The sequence below is a fragment of the Filimonas lacunae genome (assembly GCF_002355595.1).
Taxonomy (GTDB): Bacteria; Bacteroidota; Bacteroidia; order Chitinophagales; family Chitinophagaceae; genus Filimonas; species Filimonas lacunae.
This window is the reverse complement of sequence record NZ_AP017422.1, coordinates 7,071,433-7,086,981: the sequence shown is the minus strand read 5'-3', so window position 1 is coordinate 7,086,981 and position 15,549 is coordinate 7,071,433. Positions and strand designations below refer to the sequence as shown.

12 protein-coding genes are annotated in these 15,549 nt (G+C 41.9%); 5 read left to right on the top strand and 7 right to left on the bottom strand.

The window, feature by feature from the left end; genetic code table 11:
• Positions 1–125: 125 nt before the first annotated feature.
• Positions 126–2,489, bottom strand: coding sequence for an ATP-dependent helicase (locus FLA_RS27975; protein ID WP_076376567.1), 2,364 nt, complete (start codon positions 2,487–2,489; stop codon positions 126–128).
• 107 nt (positions 2,490–2,596) lie between these two features.
• Here FLA_RS27975 and FLA_RS27970 point away from each other — a divergent pair, with 107 nt between their 5' ends.
• Positions 2,597–3,526 carry an EamA family transporter gene (locus FLA_RS27970; protein WP_076376565.1) on the top strand — a complete coding sequence of 310 codons (930 nt, stop codon included), beginning with the start codon at positions 2,597–2,599 and terminating at the stop codon, positions 3,524–3,526.
• 77 nt (positions 3,527–3,603) lie between these two features.
• Positions 3,604–4,347 (top strand): DUF72 domain-containing protein, encoded by a 744-nt coding sequence (locus tag FLA_RS27965; protein WP_076376563.1) that lies wholly within the window; start codon positions 3,604–3,606, stop codon positions 4,345–4,347.
• Positions 4,348–4,350: 3 nt separating this feature from the next.
• Here the strand turns inward: FLA_RS27965 and FLA_RS27960 are convergent, their stop codons facing one another.
• On the bottom strand, positions 4,351–4,842 hold the full coding sequence (locus FLA_RS27960; protein ID WP_076376561.1) for an META domain-containing protein: 492 nt from the start codon (positions 4,840–4,842) through the stop codon (positions 4,351–4,353).
• 124 nt (positions 4,843–4,966) lie between these two features.
• Entirely contained in the window at positions 4,967–5,881 is a 915-nt protein-coding gene (locus FLA_RS27955; protein ID WP_076376559.1) for an OmpA/MotB family protein, read from the bottom strand.
• 96 nt (positions 5,882–5,977) lie between these two features.
• On the opposite strand from FLA_RS27955, the gene FLA_RS27950 reads away from it, so the two are divergent.
• Positions 5,978–7,567 carry a Na+/H+ antiporter gene (locus tag FLA_RS27950; RefSeq protein WP_076376557.1) on the top strand — a complete coding sequence of 530 codons (1,590 nt, stop codon included), beginning with the start codon at positions 5,978–5,980 and terminating at the stop codon, positions 7,565–7,567.
• Positions 7,568–7,584: 17 nt separating this feature from the next.
• Positions 7,585–8,673: a magnesium/cobalt transporter CorA gene (corA, locus tag FLA_RS27945; RefSeq protein ID WP_076376555.1), complete on the top strand. Its 1,089-nt coding sequence runs from the start codon at positions 7,585–7,587 to the stop codon at positions 8,671–8,673.
• A 75-nt stretch (positions 8,674–8,748) separates the two neighbouring features.
• On the opposite strand, the gene FLA_RS27940 is transcribed toward corA, so the two are convergent.
• Together FLA_RS27940 and FLA_RS27935 are read right to left on the bottom strand one after the other, a co-directional pair.
• Positions 8,749–9,255 (bottom strand): DUF2480 family protein, encoded by a 507-nt coding sequence (locus FLA_RS27940; protein WP_076377378.1) that lies wholly within the window; start codon positions 9,253–9,255, stop codon positions 8,749–8,751.
• 165 nt (positions 9,256–9,420) lie between these two features.
• The gene (locus FLA_RS27935; protein ID WP_076376553.1) at positions 9,421–11,526 is read right to left on the bottom strand and encodes a peptidylprolyl isomerase; all 2,106 of its coding nucleotides are present in this window, start codon (positions 11,524–11,526) and stop codon (positions 9,421–9,423) included.
• A gap of 498 nt (positions 11,527–12,024) precedes the next feature.
• On the opposite strand from FLA_RS27935, the gene nadA reads away from it, so the two are divergent.
• Positions 12,025–13,038 (top strand): quinolinate synthase NadA, encoded by a 1,014-nt coding sequence (gene nadA / locus FLA_RS27930; RefSeq protein WP_076376551.1) that lies wholly within the window; start codon positions 12,025–12,027, stop codon positions 13,036–13,038.
• Here nadA and FLA_RS27925 read toward each other — a convergent pair.
• Positions 13,027–13,863: a hypothetical protein gene (locus tag FLA_RS27925; protein ID WP_076376549.1), complete on the bottom strand. Its 837-nt coding sequence runs from the start codon at positions 13,861–13,863 to the stop codon at positions 13,027–13,029. The genes nadA and FLA_RS27925 overlap by 12 nt on opposite strands.
• 82 nt (positions 13,864–13,945) lie before the next feature.
• Positions 13,946–15,547 carry a T9SS type A sorting domain-containing protein gene (locus FLA_RS27920; protein ID WP_076376547.1) on the bottom strand — a complete coding sequence of 534 codons (1,602 nt, stop codon included), beginning with the start codon at positions 15,545–15,547 and terminating at the stop codon, positions 13,946–13,948.
• Between the last annotated feature and the right edge of the window lie 2 nt (positions 15,548–15,549).

The window sequence follows — 15,549 nt, the reverse complement described above, 5'->3', positions numbered from 1 at the left end:
GCAAGTATTACCTGTAACAGGCATGCAATTACAGGTGCAAAAGTGCACCTGTAATCACTACTTATCAAATCGATATTATTGATGCCCTAATAGATTTTATTGATGAAAAAGGAAATGTTATTTCACTATTCAACAATACGCAGCTTGGCATAATTGAGCATGATCTTCTTTTCCCCGTTTTGCTTGAATACAACGGTAGCTATGGGGTTGTGGGCCGAACCTTCCATTTTGGTAACCTGGCCAAAGCCAAATTTCTGATGTTCTACCTGCTGGCCTGCCTGTAAATTGCTGGTATCGCTGGGTACAAAATCACCGGAAGGTGTATGAGAAACCACAGGCGCCTGTTTAGGCGGTGGCATATAAGAAGGTTTGTTGGTACCTGCTGCCGGTGCCTGTGTTTTTTTCGCAGGAGGAGGACCATAACGTCTTTCAGCCTGTGCAGCTTCTCCACCAAATCCACGCTGGGTGCGTTCAAACGCTGTACCCATATTACTAAAGCCACCCTGATTGCGGGCTCCGCCACCAGCATAGCTTCTATCAATGTAATCTTCCGGCATTTCGTCCAGAAAACGGCTGGGCTCATTTTGCACCAGGTTACCAAAACGGTAGCGACTGTTGGCAAAGCTTAACCACAACTTTGTTTTAGCACGGGTAACCGCTACATAAAACAAACGCCGTTCTTCTTCCAGTTCTTCGCGCGTGTTAATGCTCATACCGCTGGGGAAAATAGACTCTTCCACACCACCTACAAATACCACCGGAAACTCCAGGCCTTTTGCACCGTGAATGGTCATCATTTTTACCACATCGCTATCTTCCTTATCGTTGTCCGCATCTGTTAACAGGGTAATCTGCTGCAGGTAAGCGCCCAATGATTTATCGTTCACTTCGCCATCTTCACTATCCGGGCTTTCCGTCCATTCTTTAATGGAGTTCATTAATTCCTGTACGTTTTCGTAACGCGCCAGCCCTTCCACACTTTTATCTGCAAACAGTTCTTTTACCAGACCTGTGTGCTTACCTACCTGCACAGCAACATCAGAAGCATTTTTATCGGTAAGCATTGTTTGGAAATACCTGATCATGGTAACGAAGTTGGTAATACTTTCCAACGTACTCGCTTTAAAACCATAGGCACCGGCAGCAGAAAAAACTTCCCACAGGGTAATGTTTTGTTCGTTAGCCACAATCACTGCGCGCTCAATGGTAGTTTTACCAATACCGCGTACAGGATAGTTGATAATACGTTTCAGCGCTTCTTCGTCACGTGTGTTAGCAATAACCCGCAGGTAAGCGATAAAGTCTTTTACTTCTTTACGCTGATAGAAACTTAAACCTCCGAAAATTTTATAGGCAATACCCATACGGCGCAGGCTTTCTTCAAAAGCACGGCTTTGTGAGTTAGTACGGTATAAAATAGCGAAGTCTTTATTGGTATAATGGTTTCTGAGTTTTTGCTCTTTAATGGTATCTGCTACAAACTTGCCTTCTTCGTTATCCGTCATGGTACGAACAAGTTTGATTTTTTCCCCACCTGCATTATCTGTCCACAAATCCTTTGCAATCTGGCCGGTGTTATTCTTAATAACATGGTTGGCCACATGCAGGATACTTTTGGTACTACGATAGTTTTGCTCCAGCTTCACCACTTTTACATCCTCATAGTCTTTCTGAAACTGGAGAATGTTTTCAATAGTAGCACCACGGAAACTATAGATACTTTGCGCATCATCACCCACCACACAAATATTTTCATTGGCGGCAGCCAGCAGCTTGGTAATTTCGTACTGTACCGGGTTAGTATCCTGATACTCATCAATCATGATATACTTAAACTTATGCTGGTACTTATGTAGCACCGGCGGAAAGTTTTTCAGTAATTCATGCATTTTCAACAATAGGTCATCAAAATCCATCGCGCCGTTTTTGAAACAACGGGCAGCGTAAGATTGGTAAATCTGACCAATGGCCGGGCGGTTGGCACGTGTATCTTCTTCCTGCGCAGCTCTGTTGTTAAGGTAATCGGCAGGACCGATCAATGCGTTTTTCAAAGCAGAGATCCTGCTGTTTACTATGTTGGGCTTATAATGTTTATCATCCAGGTTTAATTCATTCACCACAGTTTTAATTACACTGCGGGCATCATCTGAATCATAAATGGTGAAGCTGTTAGGGTAACCCAGTTGGTGCGCCTCGGCACGTAATATGCGGGCAAACACACTGTGGAACGTTCCCACATATAAATTGCGGGCTTCGTTACTTCCCAGCATTTTACCAATACGTTCTTTCATTTCATGCGCAGCCTTATTGGTAAAAGTCAGCGCCAGAATATTAAAGGCATCAATACCATTGGCCATTAAATAGGCAATACGGGTAGTTAGCACTTTGGTTTTACCGCTTCCCGCACCAGCCACAATCATTAACGGACCGTTAATATGTGTAGCAGCGGCAAGCTGCTGTTCATTCAATCCCTTCACTAAATGTTGCATCCTGCGAAGGTAAGAAAGCCGGGGCGATGTTTTGAAAGGTGTGGATATACTTCCAATTTTAAGTAAGTTCGTTATCCAATATCACTGAGAAAACAACTACACCTGTTATGGATAACACAAAAAGCGCTTCCCGCATCCTGATAATCATTGCGTTTATCACGGTGTACCTGGTTTGGGGCTCTACTTATTTCTTTATCAGCATGGGTGTTGAACATATACCTCCCTATACCATGGCTGGTATGCGCTTTTTAATAGCCGGAACTTTATTACTTAGTTTTTGTGGTATCAAAAAATTGCCACGGGCTAACGCACAACAGATTAAGACAGCTGGCATCAGCGGCATTTTTTTATTATTTATATCTAATGGCAGCGTGGGTTTGATTGAAAAAACATTACCCAGCTCATTGGTAGCTATCTTTTTATCAGCCACCCCCATTTCTTTTGTGCTGTTAGACAAACCTATGTGGAAAACTAATTTCCACAGTAAGCCTACTTTAATCGGTTTACTGGTAGGATTGGTTGGCGTGGTGCTGTTATTCACAGAACGCTTAGGTAATATCTCACTCAGTGGCAGCAAGCTGGAAATCATTTGCATGGCAGGTTTGGTTTTTACCTCACTTAGCTGGGCAGGTGGATCGTTGTATTCCAAGTATTATTCTACCGGACATATTATGGTAACCACTGCCTGGCAAATGCTGATTGCAGGAGTGGTGTGTGTAACATTTGGTGCCTGCATTGGCGAAATAAAGCATTTTCATCCGATGGAAGTGCCCATGAAGTCGTGGCTGGCCCTGGCTTATCTGGTAGTGTTTGGTTCACTGGCCGGGTATAGTGCTTATGTATGGTTGCTACAGGTTTGCACAGCTACGCAGGTAAGTACACATGCTTATGTAAATCCGGTGGTGGCAGTAATACTAGGTGTATTCTTTGCCAACGAAACCATGTCCACATTACAGTTCGTGGGTCTGGTCGTTATTCTTGTGAGCTTGTTGTTGATAAACCTTGCTAAATATCGCAAAGCAAAAACCGAGGAATAAACACCTTCTTTGTATCACCGGTTTACGTTGGCAGATAAATTGTACTGATTTACCTGTTAACCTATTAAGCCGGTACCATGCAAACAGGAAAAATACATATAGGTATATCAGGATGGAGCTATCAGGACTGGAAAGGATTGTTTTATCCGCAGAAACTAAAAAGCACCGACTGGCTTACCTTCTACGCCAACACATTTTCCACAACAGAGATCAACGCCAGCTTTTATCATCTGCCTTTGAAGAAAACGGTGGAAAACTGGGTGCATAAAGTACCAGACGACTTTCTGTTTTGCCCCAAGATGAGCCAGTATGTTACGCACATTCAGAAATTAAAAAATACAGAAGAATCACTGGAAAGATTTTTCCAGGTATTTGAGCCCATGCATCCAAAGATGGGACCTGTATTAATACAACTACCACCCTCCCTTGTTTTCGATTATGAAGTAGCAGAACACTTTTACAAACTGCTTTCTACAAAATACTCCATGTACTCTTTTGCTATGGAAGTGAGACATTCAACCTGGATGCAGGAAGAGAGTATTACGCTGATGGCTAAATACAACATCGCTTTTGTGATTTCACAATCCGGCCACGGCTTCCCATACGCTGAACATGTTACTGCTGATAACATATATATCCGGTTTCACGGGCCGCATGCTTTGTACAAAAGCAACTATACAGAAGAGATGCTACTACATTTCAGCACATTCATTAAAAAAGAGGTTAGCAACGGCCATACTATCTGGGCATATTTTAATAACTGCTATTATGGTAACGCTATTAATAATGCCTTGCAACTTATCCACATGACCAGTGAATAAAGTTTACGCTTTCTTTATAGGTTGATCTTCAAGATGACGTACCCATTTTGATAGAACGGTTTCATTGTACATCAACATCAGAATACCTCCTTTAATCACAAAGTGATTCGTGCGCAGTAAATTATCAATGAAGGGCTTCTCATTATAACCAATGCAAGCCATCCTTGTAGATACAATCCTGCTATCAAATTGCAGTGTATCATCTTTTCTGATAAAAGTGCCGCTCATTCTGTTACAACCGGTGCTACCAGTAAAACGGCCATCCGATGCGTGGAAAGTAATTTCCGGTATACGCCCGGTACTGGTATCAGAAGCCAGTTCAGGTTGCAAATACCATTTACCTTCCAGCGATCCACCCACATTTACATAAGCTACTTGCTTAGCTGAGGTTGTATCCGAATAACGGGAGGTTTGCGAACTTTTTGAATGGCAGGCAATAGCTACAGCTATACAAATGAAAAAAAGGCCGGTAAAAAAGTGTTGATTACGTTTCATACAAGCTGTTTTGCTTTAAAACCTTCAATTATAATGCCGGTATACCGTTATTTTACGATGTTACATCACGAAAAAGCCGGGTCACCCTTTGGATGAACCGGCTTTTAAACATGATCTATTTATATTAACGTGCCGGAGCAGGTACTGGCTGACCACCACCTTGTTGTGGATTTTCCAATAATTTAAAGAACTGATCCAGCTGTGGTAAAATCACAATTCTTGTACGCCTGTTAGCAGCTTTACCTTCTGCAGTGTTGTTATCGGCAACAGGCACATATTCACTTCTACCAGCTGCAGTCATACGTGCTGGTGGAATATTATATTGATCCTGTAATACGCGTACCACAGATGTAGCACGTTTCACGCTCAAATCCCAGTTGTCCTGCAATATACCGCGGGCAAACTTCACATTGTCTGTATGGCCTTCTACCATAAATTCAATGTTAGGCTGGTTGTTCAATACTGTGGCTACTTTACCTAACACCTCTTTAGCACGGTCGGTAATATCGTAGCTTCCGCTTTTGAAAAGGAGTTTATCAGAAATATCAATATATACTACCCCTTTATCCACCTTAATGTTGATATCCTTATCATCCAGGTTACCAATAGCACCTTTCAAATTCATTACCAGTGCCATGTTCAAAGAATCCTTTTTAGCAATAGCGCTTTGCAGGTCTTTGATATAGGCATCTTTCATACCGATGTTTTCCAGCGATTTCTTAATGCTTTCTGCTTGTGAGCCGGATATCACAGAAAGGTCTTTTAACTGGTTCAACACCTGGTTGTTGTTTTGTTTTAAAAAGTCAACCTGTTCGGTGGCATTGTTCAGTCTGTATTCGTAGGCTGTTTTTCTTCTATTATAGGCGTCAGCAGAATCTTTAGCATTTTGTTCACAGGTTCTTAATTTTCCTTGTAACTCAAGATAGGCTCCGTTGAGCTGTGTGTAGCGAGACTCGGCTTCTCTTAATTTCTTAGGACTAACACAGGCAAATAGCAGTGTAGAAGACACCGCAGCCATTACCAAAACTTGTTTTTTCATAATGTCTTAGATTTTAGGTTAACTAGCTAATCCGAAAACCGCGCCAAAAATTTCTGATACGGTTACATTCTAATACTGATTGCTTAATTTTAAGATATGTTTGAAAGTCAACTTGTTCTCATTATTTCGCTACTGTTTGGTACTTCTATGTTGTCGTTGCTGAGCGAAAAGTTGCGTATCTCGTATCCTATTATCTTAGTAATTGCAGGTTTAGGCATTAGTCTTATTCCGGCAATGCCCCGTATTAACTTAAGTCCTGATATAGTTTTTATCATTTTTTTACCACCCTTGTTATATTCTGCCGCCTGGCACACCTCATGGAAAGACTTTTGGAACAACCGATGGCCTATTAGTATGCTGGCGTTAGGGCTGGTAATTTTTACTGCCACGGGTGTCGCTTTTGTATCCAATGCCATCATACCTGATTTTTCACTGGCTTTTGGTTTTTTATTAGGTGGCATTATCTCGCCCCCTGATGCAGTGGCTGCTACTTCTGTGCTGCAAGGCATTCGTATACCAAAAAGAATTGTTACCATACTGGAAGGAGAGAGCCTGGTGAACGATGCATCGAGTTTGATTGTGTTCCGTTTTGCACTGGCTACGGTTTTCACCGGCACTTTTACATTATGGAAAGCAGAAACAGATTTTCTGCTGGTTTCCGGTGGTGGTATTTTAGTGGGCCTGGCAATAGCTCACATTGTATATGCGGTTCATCGCTTTTTACCCACCACACCCAGTGTAGACACCGCCATATCTTTAATATCACCTTACCTGATGTATTTAATTGCAGAACATTTTGAAACATCGGGTGTACTATCTGTGGTAAGTGGTGGATTGTTTCTTTCTTTCCGTTCACAGGACATATATAGTTACAATTCCCGTTTACAGGTACAAAGTGTTTGGGATACGTTGGTGTTTTTATTAAACGGTGTGGTATTTATATTAATTGGATTACAATTGCCAGATATAGTAAAGGGTATAGGCAGTTATTATTTACCGGAAGTGATTGGCTACTCCGTTATCATCAGCCTGGTTACCATCTTCATTCGCATTTTGTGGGTTTTCCCCGGAGCTTACATTCCGCGCCTGTTGAGCAAAAAAATTCGTCAGCGTGAAACCAAACCGGGATGGAAACAGGTATTCATTGTTGCATGGAGCGGTATGCGGGGTGTAGTATCTTTGGCATCTGCCTTATCTATTCCTTTAACGTTAACAGATGGCAGCGGTTTTCCACATCGTGACCTGATATTGTTCATCACTTTTGTGGTAATCCTGTTTACATTGGTGTTACAAGGCTTAACGCTTCCATTTGTTATACGTTTATTAAATATCAAAGCAGAAGACAACGAACAAGAGCAGGAATTGGGCATACAATACCAGATATCTAATGCAGCACTGGGTTTTATAGATGCTGAGTATACAGAAGAAGTGAATAATATTGAAGCATTTGCTCAGATGCGTGCCAGATACAGCCGTCTGGCAGAGTCGGCAGACAAAAAACTGGAGGCAGAAGCCAAAGAAAAGATGTTTGGTTTTATACCTGCCTACCGGAAATTTCTATTACAACTGGTGCATGTGCAACGCGATGAGTTGAAAAAAATGCGAACAGAAGCCAAATACTCAGATGAGTTATTACGCCGCAAAGAAAGAGAACTGGATTTAGAAGAAGCACGTTTACGTAAATGACGTTTTAACTAATAACTATGGTAGCTACCAAATACCTTCAAATGATATTCCCGGTGTTTAACACCAAACGTACCAAGGAAATTTTTGGCGTTAACCCCACTATTACACCAGTAAGGGAAGAAGCGACCAATGTAAAAATTCATTTGTTCAGCTATAACGCTACCGAGTTCACAGAAAAGCATTTCACTAAGGTGGAGGATTGCTTTCCTTTTTCCAACACATCTAATATTACGTGGATAAACATAGATGGCCTGCGTAAAGAAGATGTGGAAAAAGTGTGTCAGCAGTTTAAAATTCACTTTCTGCTAAGTGAAGATATATTGAGTGTAGGCCAACGGCCTAAAATGGATGAAGTGGATGATGTTATGTTTTGCCTGCTGAATATGCTATATACCAATAAAGATGCAGCGGTAGAAACAGAACAGATTAGTATAGCCTTGGGTAAAAACTTTGTTATCAGCTTCCAGGACGATGCTGATCGCGATGTTTTTGATTCATTACGCTCAAAACTGCGGGTAACTGGCAGTAAGCTAAGGCAAACCGGCGCGGATTATCTCTGTTATTCATTGATTGACATGATTGTAGACCACTATTTTGTGGTAATGGAAAAGCTAAGCGAGCAGATTGAATTTATTGAAGAGGAAATCATCCGCTTTGGTAATGCCCGTTCGCTCGCCCGCATCAACAGCATGCGTAAAGAATTGATCGTGTTAAAAAGGAACGTATCACCTGTAAGAGAACTGGTAAACGGATTTATCCGCAGTGATAATGATTTGCTGGAAGAAAAAACCACCAAATATTTCAAAGACGTATACGATCACATTGTACAAGCCACCGACCTTGTGGAAAACTACCGTGATATGATGACCAGCATGCAGGACTTGTATTTGAACAAAGCCAACATGCGGTTGAACGAAGTAATGAAAGTGATGGCTATTGTTACCTGCCTGATGGCGCCAGCCACCGTAATAGGGGGAATCTTTGGAATGAATTTCGACAGCATTCCCGCTATACATAATAAATACGGCTTTTTGATAGCCGTATCACTCATGTTGTTTATTCCTTTATGGATGATCCGCATTTTTAGAAAACGCGGTTGGTTTTAATAGCCCGGTTATCCACATCCCAATGGGGAATATCCCTCATTGGGCGTTGATTCAAATTCTGCCGGGCGATCGCCACTATTTTTTCTTATACACAGGCACGGTGCTGCAAGGTTCGCCGTACATAATGCTTTTGGCAAAAGGCCTTAGTTTGTTGGTAACTTCCAGATAAGCCGTTTCAGGAATAGGCAGTTCTCCACATCCTTTTACCACCACACGTTTATCCAGGTATTCTTCTCCTTTCAGTGAAGCCAGGTTTTTCACAAACAAGGTGTTAATAAGTGTCTTTTCATCGCCGGCTACCACATCTTTTGCAATTGGCTGTAAATAACTGGCCACCAGCATATAGGCCCAAAGTGGTATAATAGCATCAGCGGTACAGGTTACAGCTACATATTTATCCCGGAAAGTTTCCCAATCCAGCCCCAGCAATGCTGCTCTGAAATCTTTTTCTTTCAGAATCAGGCCCATAAACAGGTAATCCTTCAAATCAAACATCACAATATCACCTTTTGGATAGAATTCTTCCAGATCCAGTGTTAATAAACCACTCTCCGCAACCTTGTTTACAATAGTTTCCTGCATAACCTTTCCTTTATCCACAAAATTAATCAACATTCTGTGTTGCACAGCCAATTTTCCGCAATCCGAAAATTACTTGCCACTATATAAAATAATAGACCAGCTCCCATAACAGAAGCTGGTCTATTAAAAATTTATAAACAGGCCCGAAGGGCCGGCGAAAAAATTTTAATAAAAAGTAGACCTGTTGTCTTTTATAACAGCAGCCTTTCTTAAAGCGTCCAATGCACGGTAACCGATTTGTGAACGCATGCTGTTTTCCAGCGCAGTACGCTGACCATCAGCACCACCGAAAGATGGTTTTGCAGAAACGCCTTCGCCTTTAACAGCAAATACACCGGTGTTACCTGCAATAGCTGCAGAAACTTTACCCTGTACATCTTTGTTGAAAGCAGCACCTACCACTTTAGGCTCGCTACCCACCGCCGGGATAAATGGCGATTGGAAAGAAAGACTGTCTGCACGTTGAACGGCAGTACCAGTGCTTTGTGCGTAAGCTTCCAGGCTGTTGCCGGTAAACTTAGCCAGAATCTGTTGTGCTTTTTTCTCGTTTTTCAGAATACCTTCTACCATTGGCCTTGCAGCACGGGCAGAAAGAGTACCTGCTTTATTCACACCAGTAATAATAGCAACAACATATTTATCGCCAATTTCAGTAGGATCTGAAACGTCACCCACTTTATTTTCGAAAATCCATTTTACAAACTGCCTGTTTTCGCCCAGACCCATAATAGAGAAATCGTTCTCTTTAATGTCAGGAGAAGGAGAAGGGAATTTGTTTGCTTTATTAGCAGCTTCGTCAAACTGAGCTTTTGATTTGCTGGCAGATGCAAATTGCATAGCAGCAGTACTTGCAGTACCAATTGTTTCTGAGCTGGCAGAAATTGGTTTTGCCAGGTAAGCCACTTTATAAGCAATCTGCTTATTTTTTTGTGACAACACCTCTATATAATGGTAACCAGCATAAGCGCCGTTTTCCACTTTCACTACTTTTTTATCACCAACGTTACCATAGAAAGCAACCTCAGCAAATTCTTTGCTTAAACCAGCGAACTGGGTAGAAGCAAATTCATATTCACCATTGGTAGCTTTGCTTCCCGGATCATCAGAATATTTCTGAACAAGTGCTTCAAAGCTGGCGCCACCTTTAACAGCAGCTTCAATACTGTCGATACGTGCTTTTGCAACGCTGTCGGGTAAAGTCAACTGACCTTGCTCACCTTCTTTAATTAAGATGTGGCGAACTTTTACAGAATCAGGCATTTCACGACGGCCAACCATTTTAGCTACGGTGAAATTGCTTCCGTCCAGGTAAGGGCCGAAAGTCTGACCATCTGCCAGGCTCATAATGCTATCAGCATTTGGCATTTTCATATTAGCGCGGGTAACATAACCATCGTAATACGGGTTTTCTGTTCCTTTTGTTCCTAAAAATGATTTTGCGTCAGAAGTGGTAGCAAATTCTGGTTTCAGTTCGTTGATCAGGTTCAACGCAGCAGCAGTATCACTGCCGTTGGCAGAAGCGTCGAAGGTTACATAAGATATAGACCTTGTTTCTTCTTCCTGCTTAAATTCATTTGGGTGCTTGCTTACATAAGCTGCGATTTCGTCGTCACTTACTTTTACAGTACTGTCAGTTACAGTAGAGTAGGGCACATATACATATGATATATTAGCAATAGCACTATTGTCAGCGTTTGTTTTTTCAGCCATCCATTTTGGAATGTAAACAGCCTGGGTAATCAGGGCCTGGTACTTTTGCATCAGGGCTCTGTCAACAGCTGGCTGCACATAAGCCTGCATAATCATATTCAGCTGCTCAGCGTTTCTGCTTTTCTTTAATTGAGCAAAAGCCTGTTTAGCTTTTTCCACATCAAACACACCAGTTTGTGGATCGGTAAATTCTCTCGCGAAAGGAGAAGAAGTAGGATCAAATAATATGTCACTTAATTCTTTACCCGGAACAACAATTCCCAGTTTATCCAGCTGCTGATGCAAAATGGTTTGTTCCACCATAAAATTCCACACGCTAGCAGTTAACTGGTTACGCTGTGAATTTTGAGCGCCTTGCATTTGCTGCACTAAATCCACCTTAGCATCAAATTCCTTTTTATCTATGCTTTCGCCGTTTACTTTACCAACAGTAGTACTGTTACTAAATAAACTGCCACGACGAAAAGAAGCGTCCTGTACAATAAAAGCTATCAATGCCAAAGCAATCGCACCAAATATTATCCACGCTGCCTTGTCACGAATTCGTTGAATAACTGACATACTCTATTAAAGGTTTACAAATAATGTTGGCAAAAATATAGGAAACCGGAGTGAATTAAGAAATCAAAAGTGAGAAATAGTAAATTTTAGTCAATTATGGGCTTATCCCCAGCTTTTTGGGGATAACCACCATTTCCTGTGGAAAAACCCGGTTTTCGACATTCCGGGTTGTGGACGGGAGTAGAACAACTCGGGCCGCTTTTCCACTTTCCGGGAATGTCCACTAAATCCGCACTTTTTACACGCAGTTAATTAACAGTGCATTTCGTGTGAATTAGGTGATGTGCATTTCTGTCGATTCTGTTTTCCACCATTGTGTAAAATGGCGTCAAATCCTTACTGTATCTAACTTATTCAATGTGATTTAATTGTGGATAGTGGTGGATACCGTCACTATAATTAACTTTGTTAGCTGGGGATAAGTAAGTTTTCCCGATATACACACCCGTAATAGTAGTAGTGGGTTATTTAAATAATGTATTAATAAAGAATATTACAATGGATATCAACATTTTTGAAGCAAGATCCAAAGTGAATGAAAAAGGCTTTCTGGATATTGACGTGAATCCTTCTTTGGATTTGTTTCAGGAAATTGAAAGATTGAAAAAAGAAAAAAACGCAATACTGCTGGCGCACTATTATCAGGAGCCGGATATCCAGGATGTGGCGGATTACATTGGGGATAGTTTAGGGTTAGCACAACAGGCTGCCAAAACAGATGCGGACATCATTGTTTTCGCCGGTGTGCATTTTATGGCGGAAACAGCGAAAATTTTAAATCCGAATAAAAAGGTGTTGCTGCCAGATCTTAAAGCAGGTTGTTCACTGGCCGACAGTGCCCCTGCAGAGTTGTTCAGACGGTTCAAAGAGAAGTATCCCGATCACCTGGTGGTTTCTTACATCAATTGCAGTGCTGAAATCAAGGCTTTAAGCGATATCATCTGCACAAGTGGCAACGCAGAAAAGATAATTGAGAGCATTCCGGAAGATCAGCCGATCATTTTTGCACCGGACAAAAATCTGGGCGGATACCTAAACAGGAAAACGGGGCGCAATATGGTCCTTTGGAACGGCGCGTGTATGGTTCATGAGATTTTCAGTTTGGAGAAGATAATGAAGCTTAAAATGCGCAATCCGAAGGCAAAGCTGGTGGCTCACCCGGAGTGTGAAGAAGCAATTCTGAGAATTTCGGATTTTATAGGCAGTACCACCCAGTTATTGAAGTTTGTGGTGAAGGATGATGCACAGGAATACATCGTGGCCACCGAAACGGGAATTTTGCACCAGATGCAACAGGATGCACCCACAAAAACGTTGATTCCTGCACCACCGAATAATTCATGTGCATGCAACGATTGTCCACACATGAAATTGAACACGCTGGAAAAGTTATACCTGTGCATGGAATACGAAACGCCGGAAATTCACATGGACGAAAAATTACGACTGGCATCCCTTCGCCCGATCGAAAGGATGCTGGACATCAGCAGGGCAGCTGGCTTAATAGGGTAGGATAATATCCAGCTCCTTACCGTCCGGCTTACGGAATTTGTTCATCAGTCTCCTGTTGTACAAGGGTAAGCCCTGTTTTTTCAGTTCCACGTATTGCTGATAGCATAGCTGGATGTAATAGCCCAGCTCCATGTCGTTCATGGTAAGCAGAATATCGTAATCAGGTTTGAAATAGTTGATAAACTCATCGAGGTTGGTACTGTCCAGCCCGGTGAGTTGTCTTACAAAACGCTTCGTAAAGCGGTGGGTAATGTACTTATCCTGTTCTTCTTCGAGTAATCTCTTCTGTAAAGCTTCTATTCTTTTGTTCCTTCTGAAACGGAACATGTTAATAAACTCGTCCAGATCCAGTCCCACAGTAAGGCTACCCGGTGTATAAGTAGAAGGAGGGTTGGAGCTGAGGGCAATACCCGGCTTTTTAAAGTTGAAGATTTTAGCATAGTCCTTCCGGTTTTGCACAGAATCCTCTTTGTAGTTCTTGTTTCTCACCCTTACTTCCGGTAAGTAGCGGGCATCGATGTGCAAACCAATGTCAAATGACGAGATATTCACAATGGTATCCACAGAAAACTTCATCGTGTTCTTGTTCAGATAAGAGAACCAGATAGAGTCACCTGACCGTACAGGGATAGAATAACGTCCCAGGCTATCGGTAATGGCAACACTGCCCGATTTAGAAAACACGCTTACTGCTTCTACACGTTGCTTGTTGAAGAAATCGAACACTGTACCCTGAATGTCCCATTTCTGTTGCGCACCTGCAAATAAAGGGAGGGTAAACAGTATGTGAATAACTGCCAGCTTGAAGTAATGATTTGGTCTCAATGCGCTATGCTTGTAAACTGTAATAATACTATTAAGCTTGCTATGATCAGAAAGCCTACAGGGTTTTTAACGCTATTTTGTGCTATCTGTTCAATTTGATCACTTTTTCGGTCATGATCTTTCTTTTGCCTTTTCCATATAGCACAACGTAGTAGTTACCCTGTGGATAAGTGCCCAGGTTAAATGGCGTTAAGGAATTGGTGATTACTTTGGAGAACAGGAACTGGCCATAGTTGTCATAAACTACCATGTTTTCCACATCCGGTGCGTTTACTAAACGTAAATAGAACTGGTCGTAACCAGGGTTGGGGAATACCTGCACAAAGAAGTCAGGTGCAATGCCATCGATATTGCGGATAACAGAATAGGTGTAAGTACCATCCGGTGCAATAATGCGGATGCGATATTGAATAATGTCGGTATAATACACATCATTGTCATACCAGGAATAGGTATGGTTGCCATTTATGTTAGCAGGCATCAGGGTATCCACGGCTTCCCAGTTGGTAACATTTAGCCTGCGTTTCTGAATTTCGTAGTACATCACATTATTGTCGTTATTCACAGTAATGTTCAGGAGCGCCAGGATAGGACTGATACGTTTCGCTGTAAAATTGAAGGTATTCACAGGGTTATCCACACCATAGGATCTAACGAACTCGGCAAACAAAAAACTCTCTGGCTGCGACAAACGGAATGTTCGGGTAAGCGTAGCTGAGTTATTGAGTTTTTGCCCGGTGGTAATAGTACCTGGTGACTTAGGTGTAGAGAACACACCCGTAGTATCCCAACCGGCAGAATTAAGGTGACTCACATAACTGTATTTTCTTCCTGCACTGAAAGCGGTACCCTCATCCTCGATAATATGTTGAAAACGGATGCTTGCGTTAAAAATGGGTTTGGTGTTGGCAACTATCCATGTTTTGTTGGTACTCTGGTCACTGATGTTAATTCCGAATAATCCATGCTCTAAGACTCTGCTGAACACCCTTGCTCTAAAATCATCCGCTTCTCCATGGTTGATCATAGAAAAAGGAGTATAGGAGTTGGCAGAAGTACCGATGGGGAAAACAGTACTGTCCGATTCATCGGGTAATATTCTCAGCCTGTATAAAAATCCACCAAACAAACTACCACCTGTTACTATGTAATTGTTTTCGTTGAAGCCGGTAATACTTCCCCTGCGGGAGGGAGAACCGATTACTACGTTAGCACGGCTGATAATAATCTTTCCATTAATAAAATGCAGATTATTGCGGATGGCTATGTCACTGCTATCGTTTACCATTAAACCGGATGCATTATCCAGTTGGAAGTTTGGGAAATAGGTTCCGGTTTGGCTAGCTGCTGTATAAGACCCGAATATTTTCTGTTGTATGGGAATTGTTCCAGGCCTGCTTATTTGTGTAAACCGAACAGTACCTCCAATAGCACTGGCTCCATTTAAGGATTCGTCGATGATATTGTTGGCTGTAGCATTTCTCCAGGTTTCCCCCATGAAATACACAAAGCTTCTGGTTGGGAGAATAATGGTTCCGTCAATTTTGATGTTTCCAAAAATGGCGGTGGTGTCAGTGGTGAAAAAGCCTACGGTGCTGTTGGCAGGGATGTATATATCTGAGGTTTGTGCTTGTACACACAAACCTTGTAAAGTAATTAGCAATATGATAATTACTTTATTCATTT

Excerpts from the sequence above, each read along its gene's own strand:
- FLA_RS27975 (WP_076376567.1), bottom strand. The coding sequence starts at position 2,489 with ATGCAACATTTAGTGAAGGGATTGAATGAACAGCAGCTTGCCGCTGCT.
- FLA_RS27970 (WP_076376565.1), top strand. The coding sequence starts at position 2,597 with ATGGATAACACAAAAAGCGCTTCCCGCATCCTGATAATCATTGCGTTT.
- FLA_RS27965 (WP_076376563.1), top strand. The coding sequence starts at position 3,604 with ATGCAAACAGGAAAAATACATATAGGTATATCAGGATGGAGCTATCAG.
- FLA_RS27960 (WP_076376561.1), bottom strand. The coding sequence starts at position 4,842 with ATGAAACGTAATCAACACTTTTTTACCGGCCTTTTTTTCATTTGTATA.
- FLA_RS27955 (WP_076376559.1), bottom strand. The coding sequence starts at position 5,881 with ATGAAAAAACAAGTTTTGGTAATGGCTGCGGTGTCTTCTACACTGCTA.
- FLA_RS27950 (WP_076376557.1), top strand. The coding sequence starts at position 5,978 with ATGTTTGAAAGTCAACTTGTTCTCATTATTTCGCTACTGTTTGGTACT.
- corA (WP_076376555.1), top strand. The coding sequence starts at position 7,585 with ATGGTAGCTACCAAATACCTTCAAATGATATTCCCGGTGTTTAACACC.
- FLA_RS27940 (WP_076377378.1), bottom strand. The coding sequence starts at position 9,255 with ATGCAGGAAACTATTGTAAACAAGGTTGCGGAGAGTGGTTTATTAACA.
- FLA_RS27935 (WP_076376553.1), bottom strand. The coding sequence starts at position 11,526 with ATGTCAGTTATTCAACGAATTCGTGACAAGGCAGCGTGGATAATATTT.
- nadA (WP_076376551.1), top strand. The coding sequence starts at position 12,025 with ATGGATATCAACATTTTTGAAGCAAGATCCAAAGTGAATGAAAAAGGC.
- FLA_RS27920 (WP_076376547.1), bottom strand. The coding sequence starts at position 15,547 with ATGAATAAAGTAATTATCATATTGCTAATTACTTTACAAGGTTTGTGT.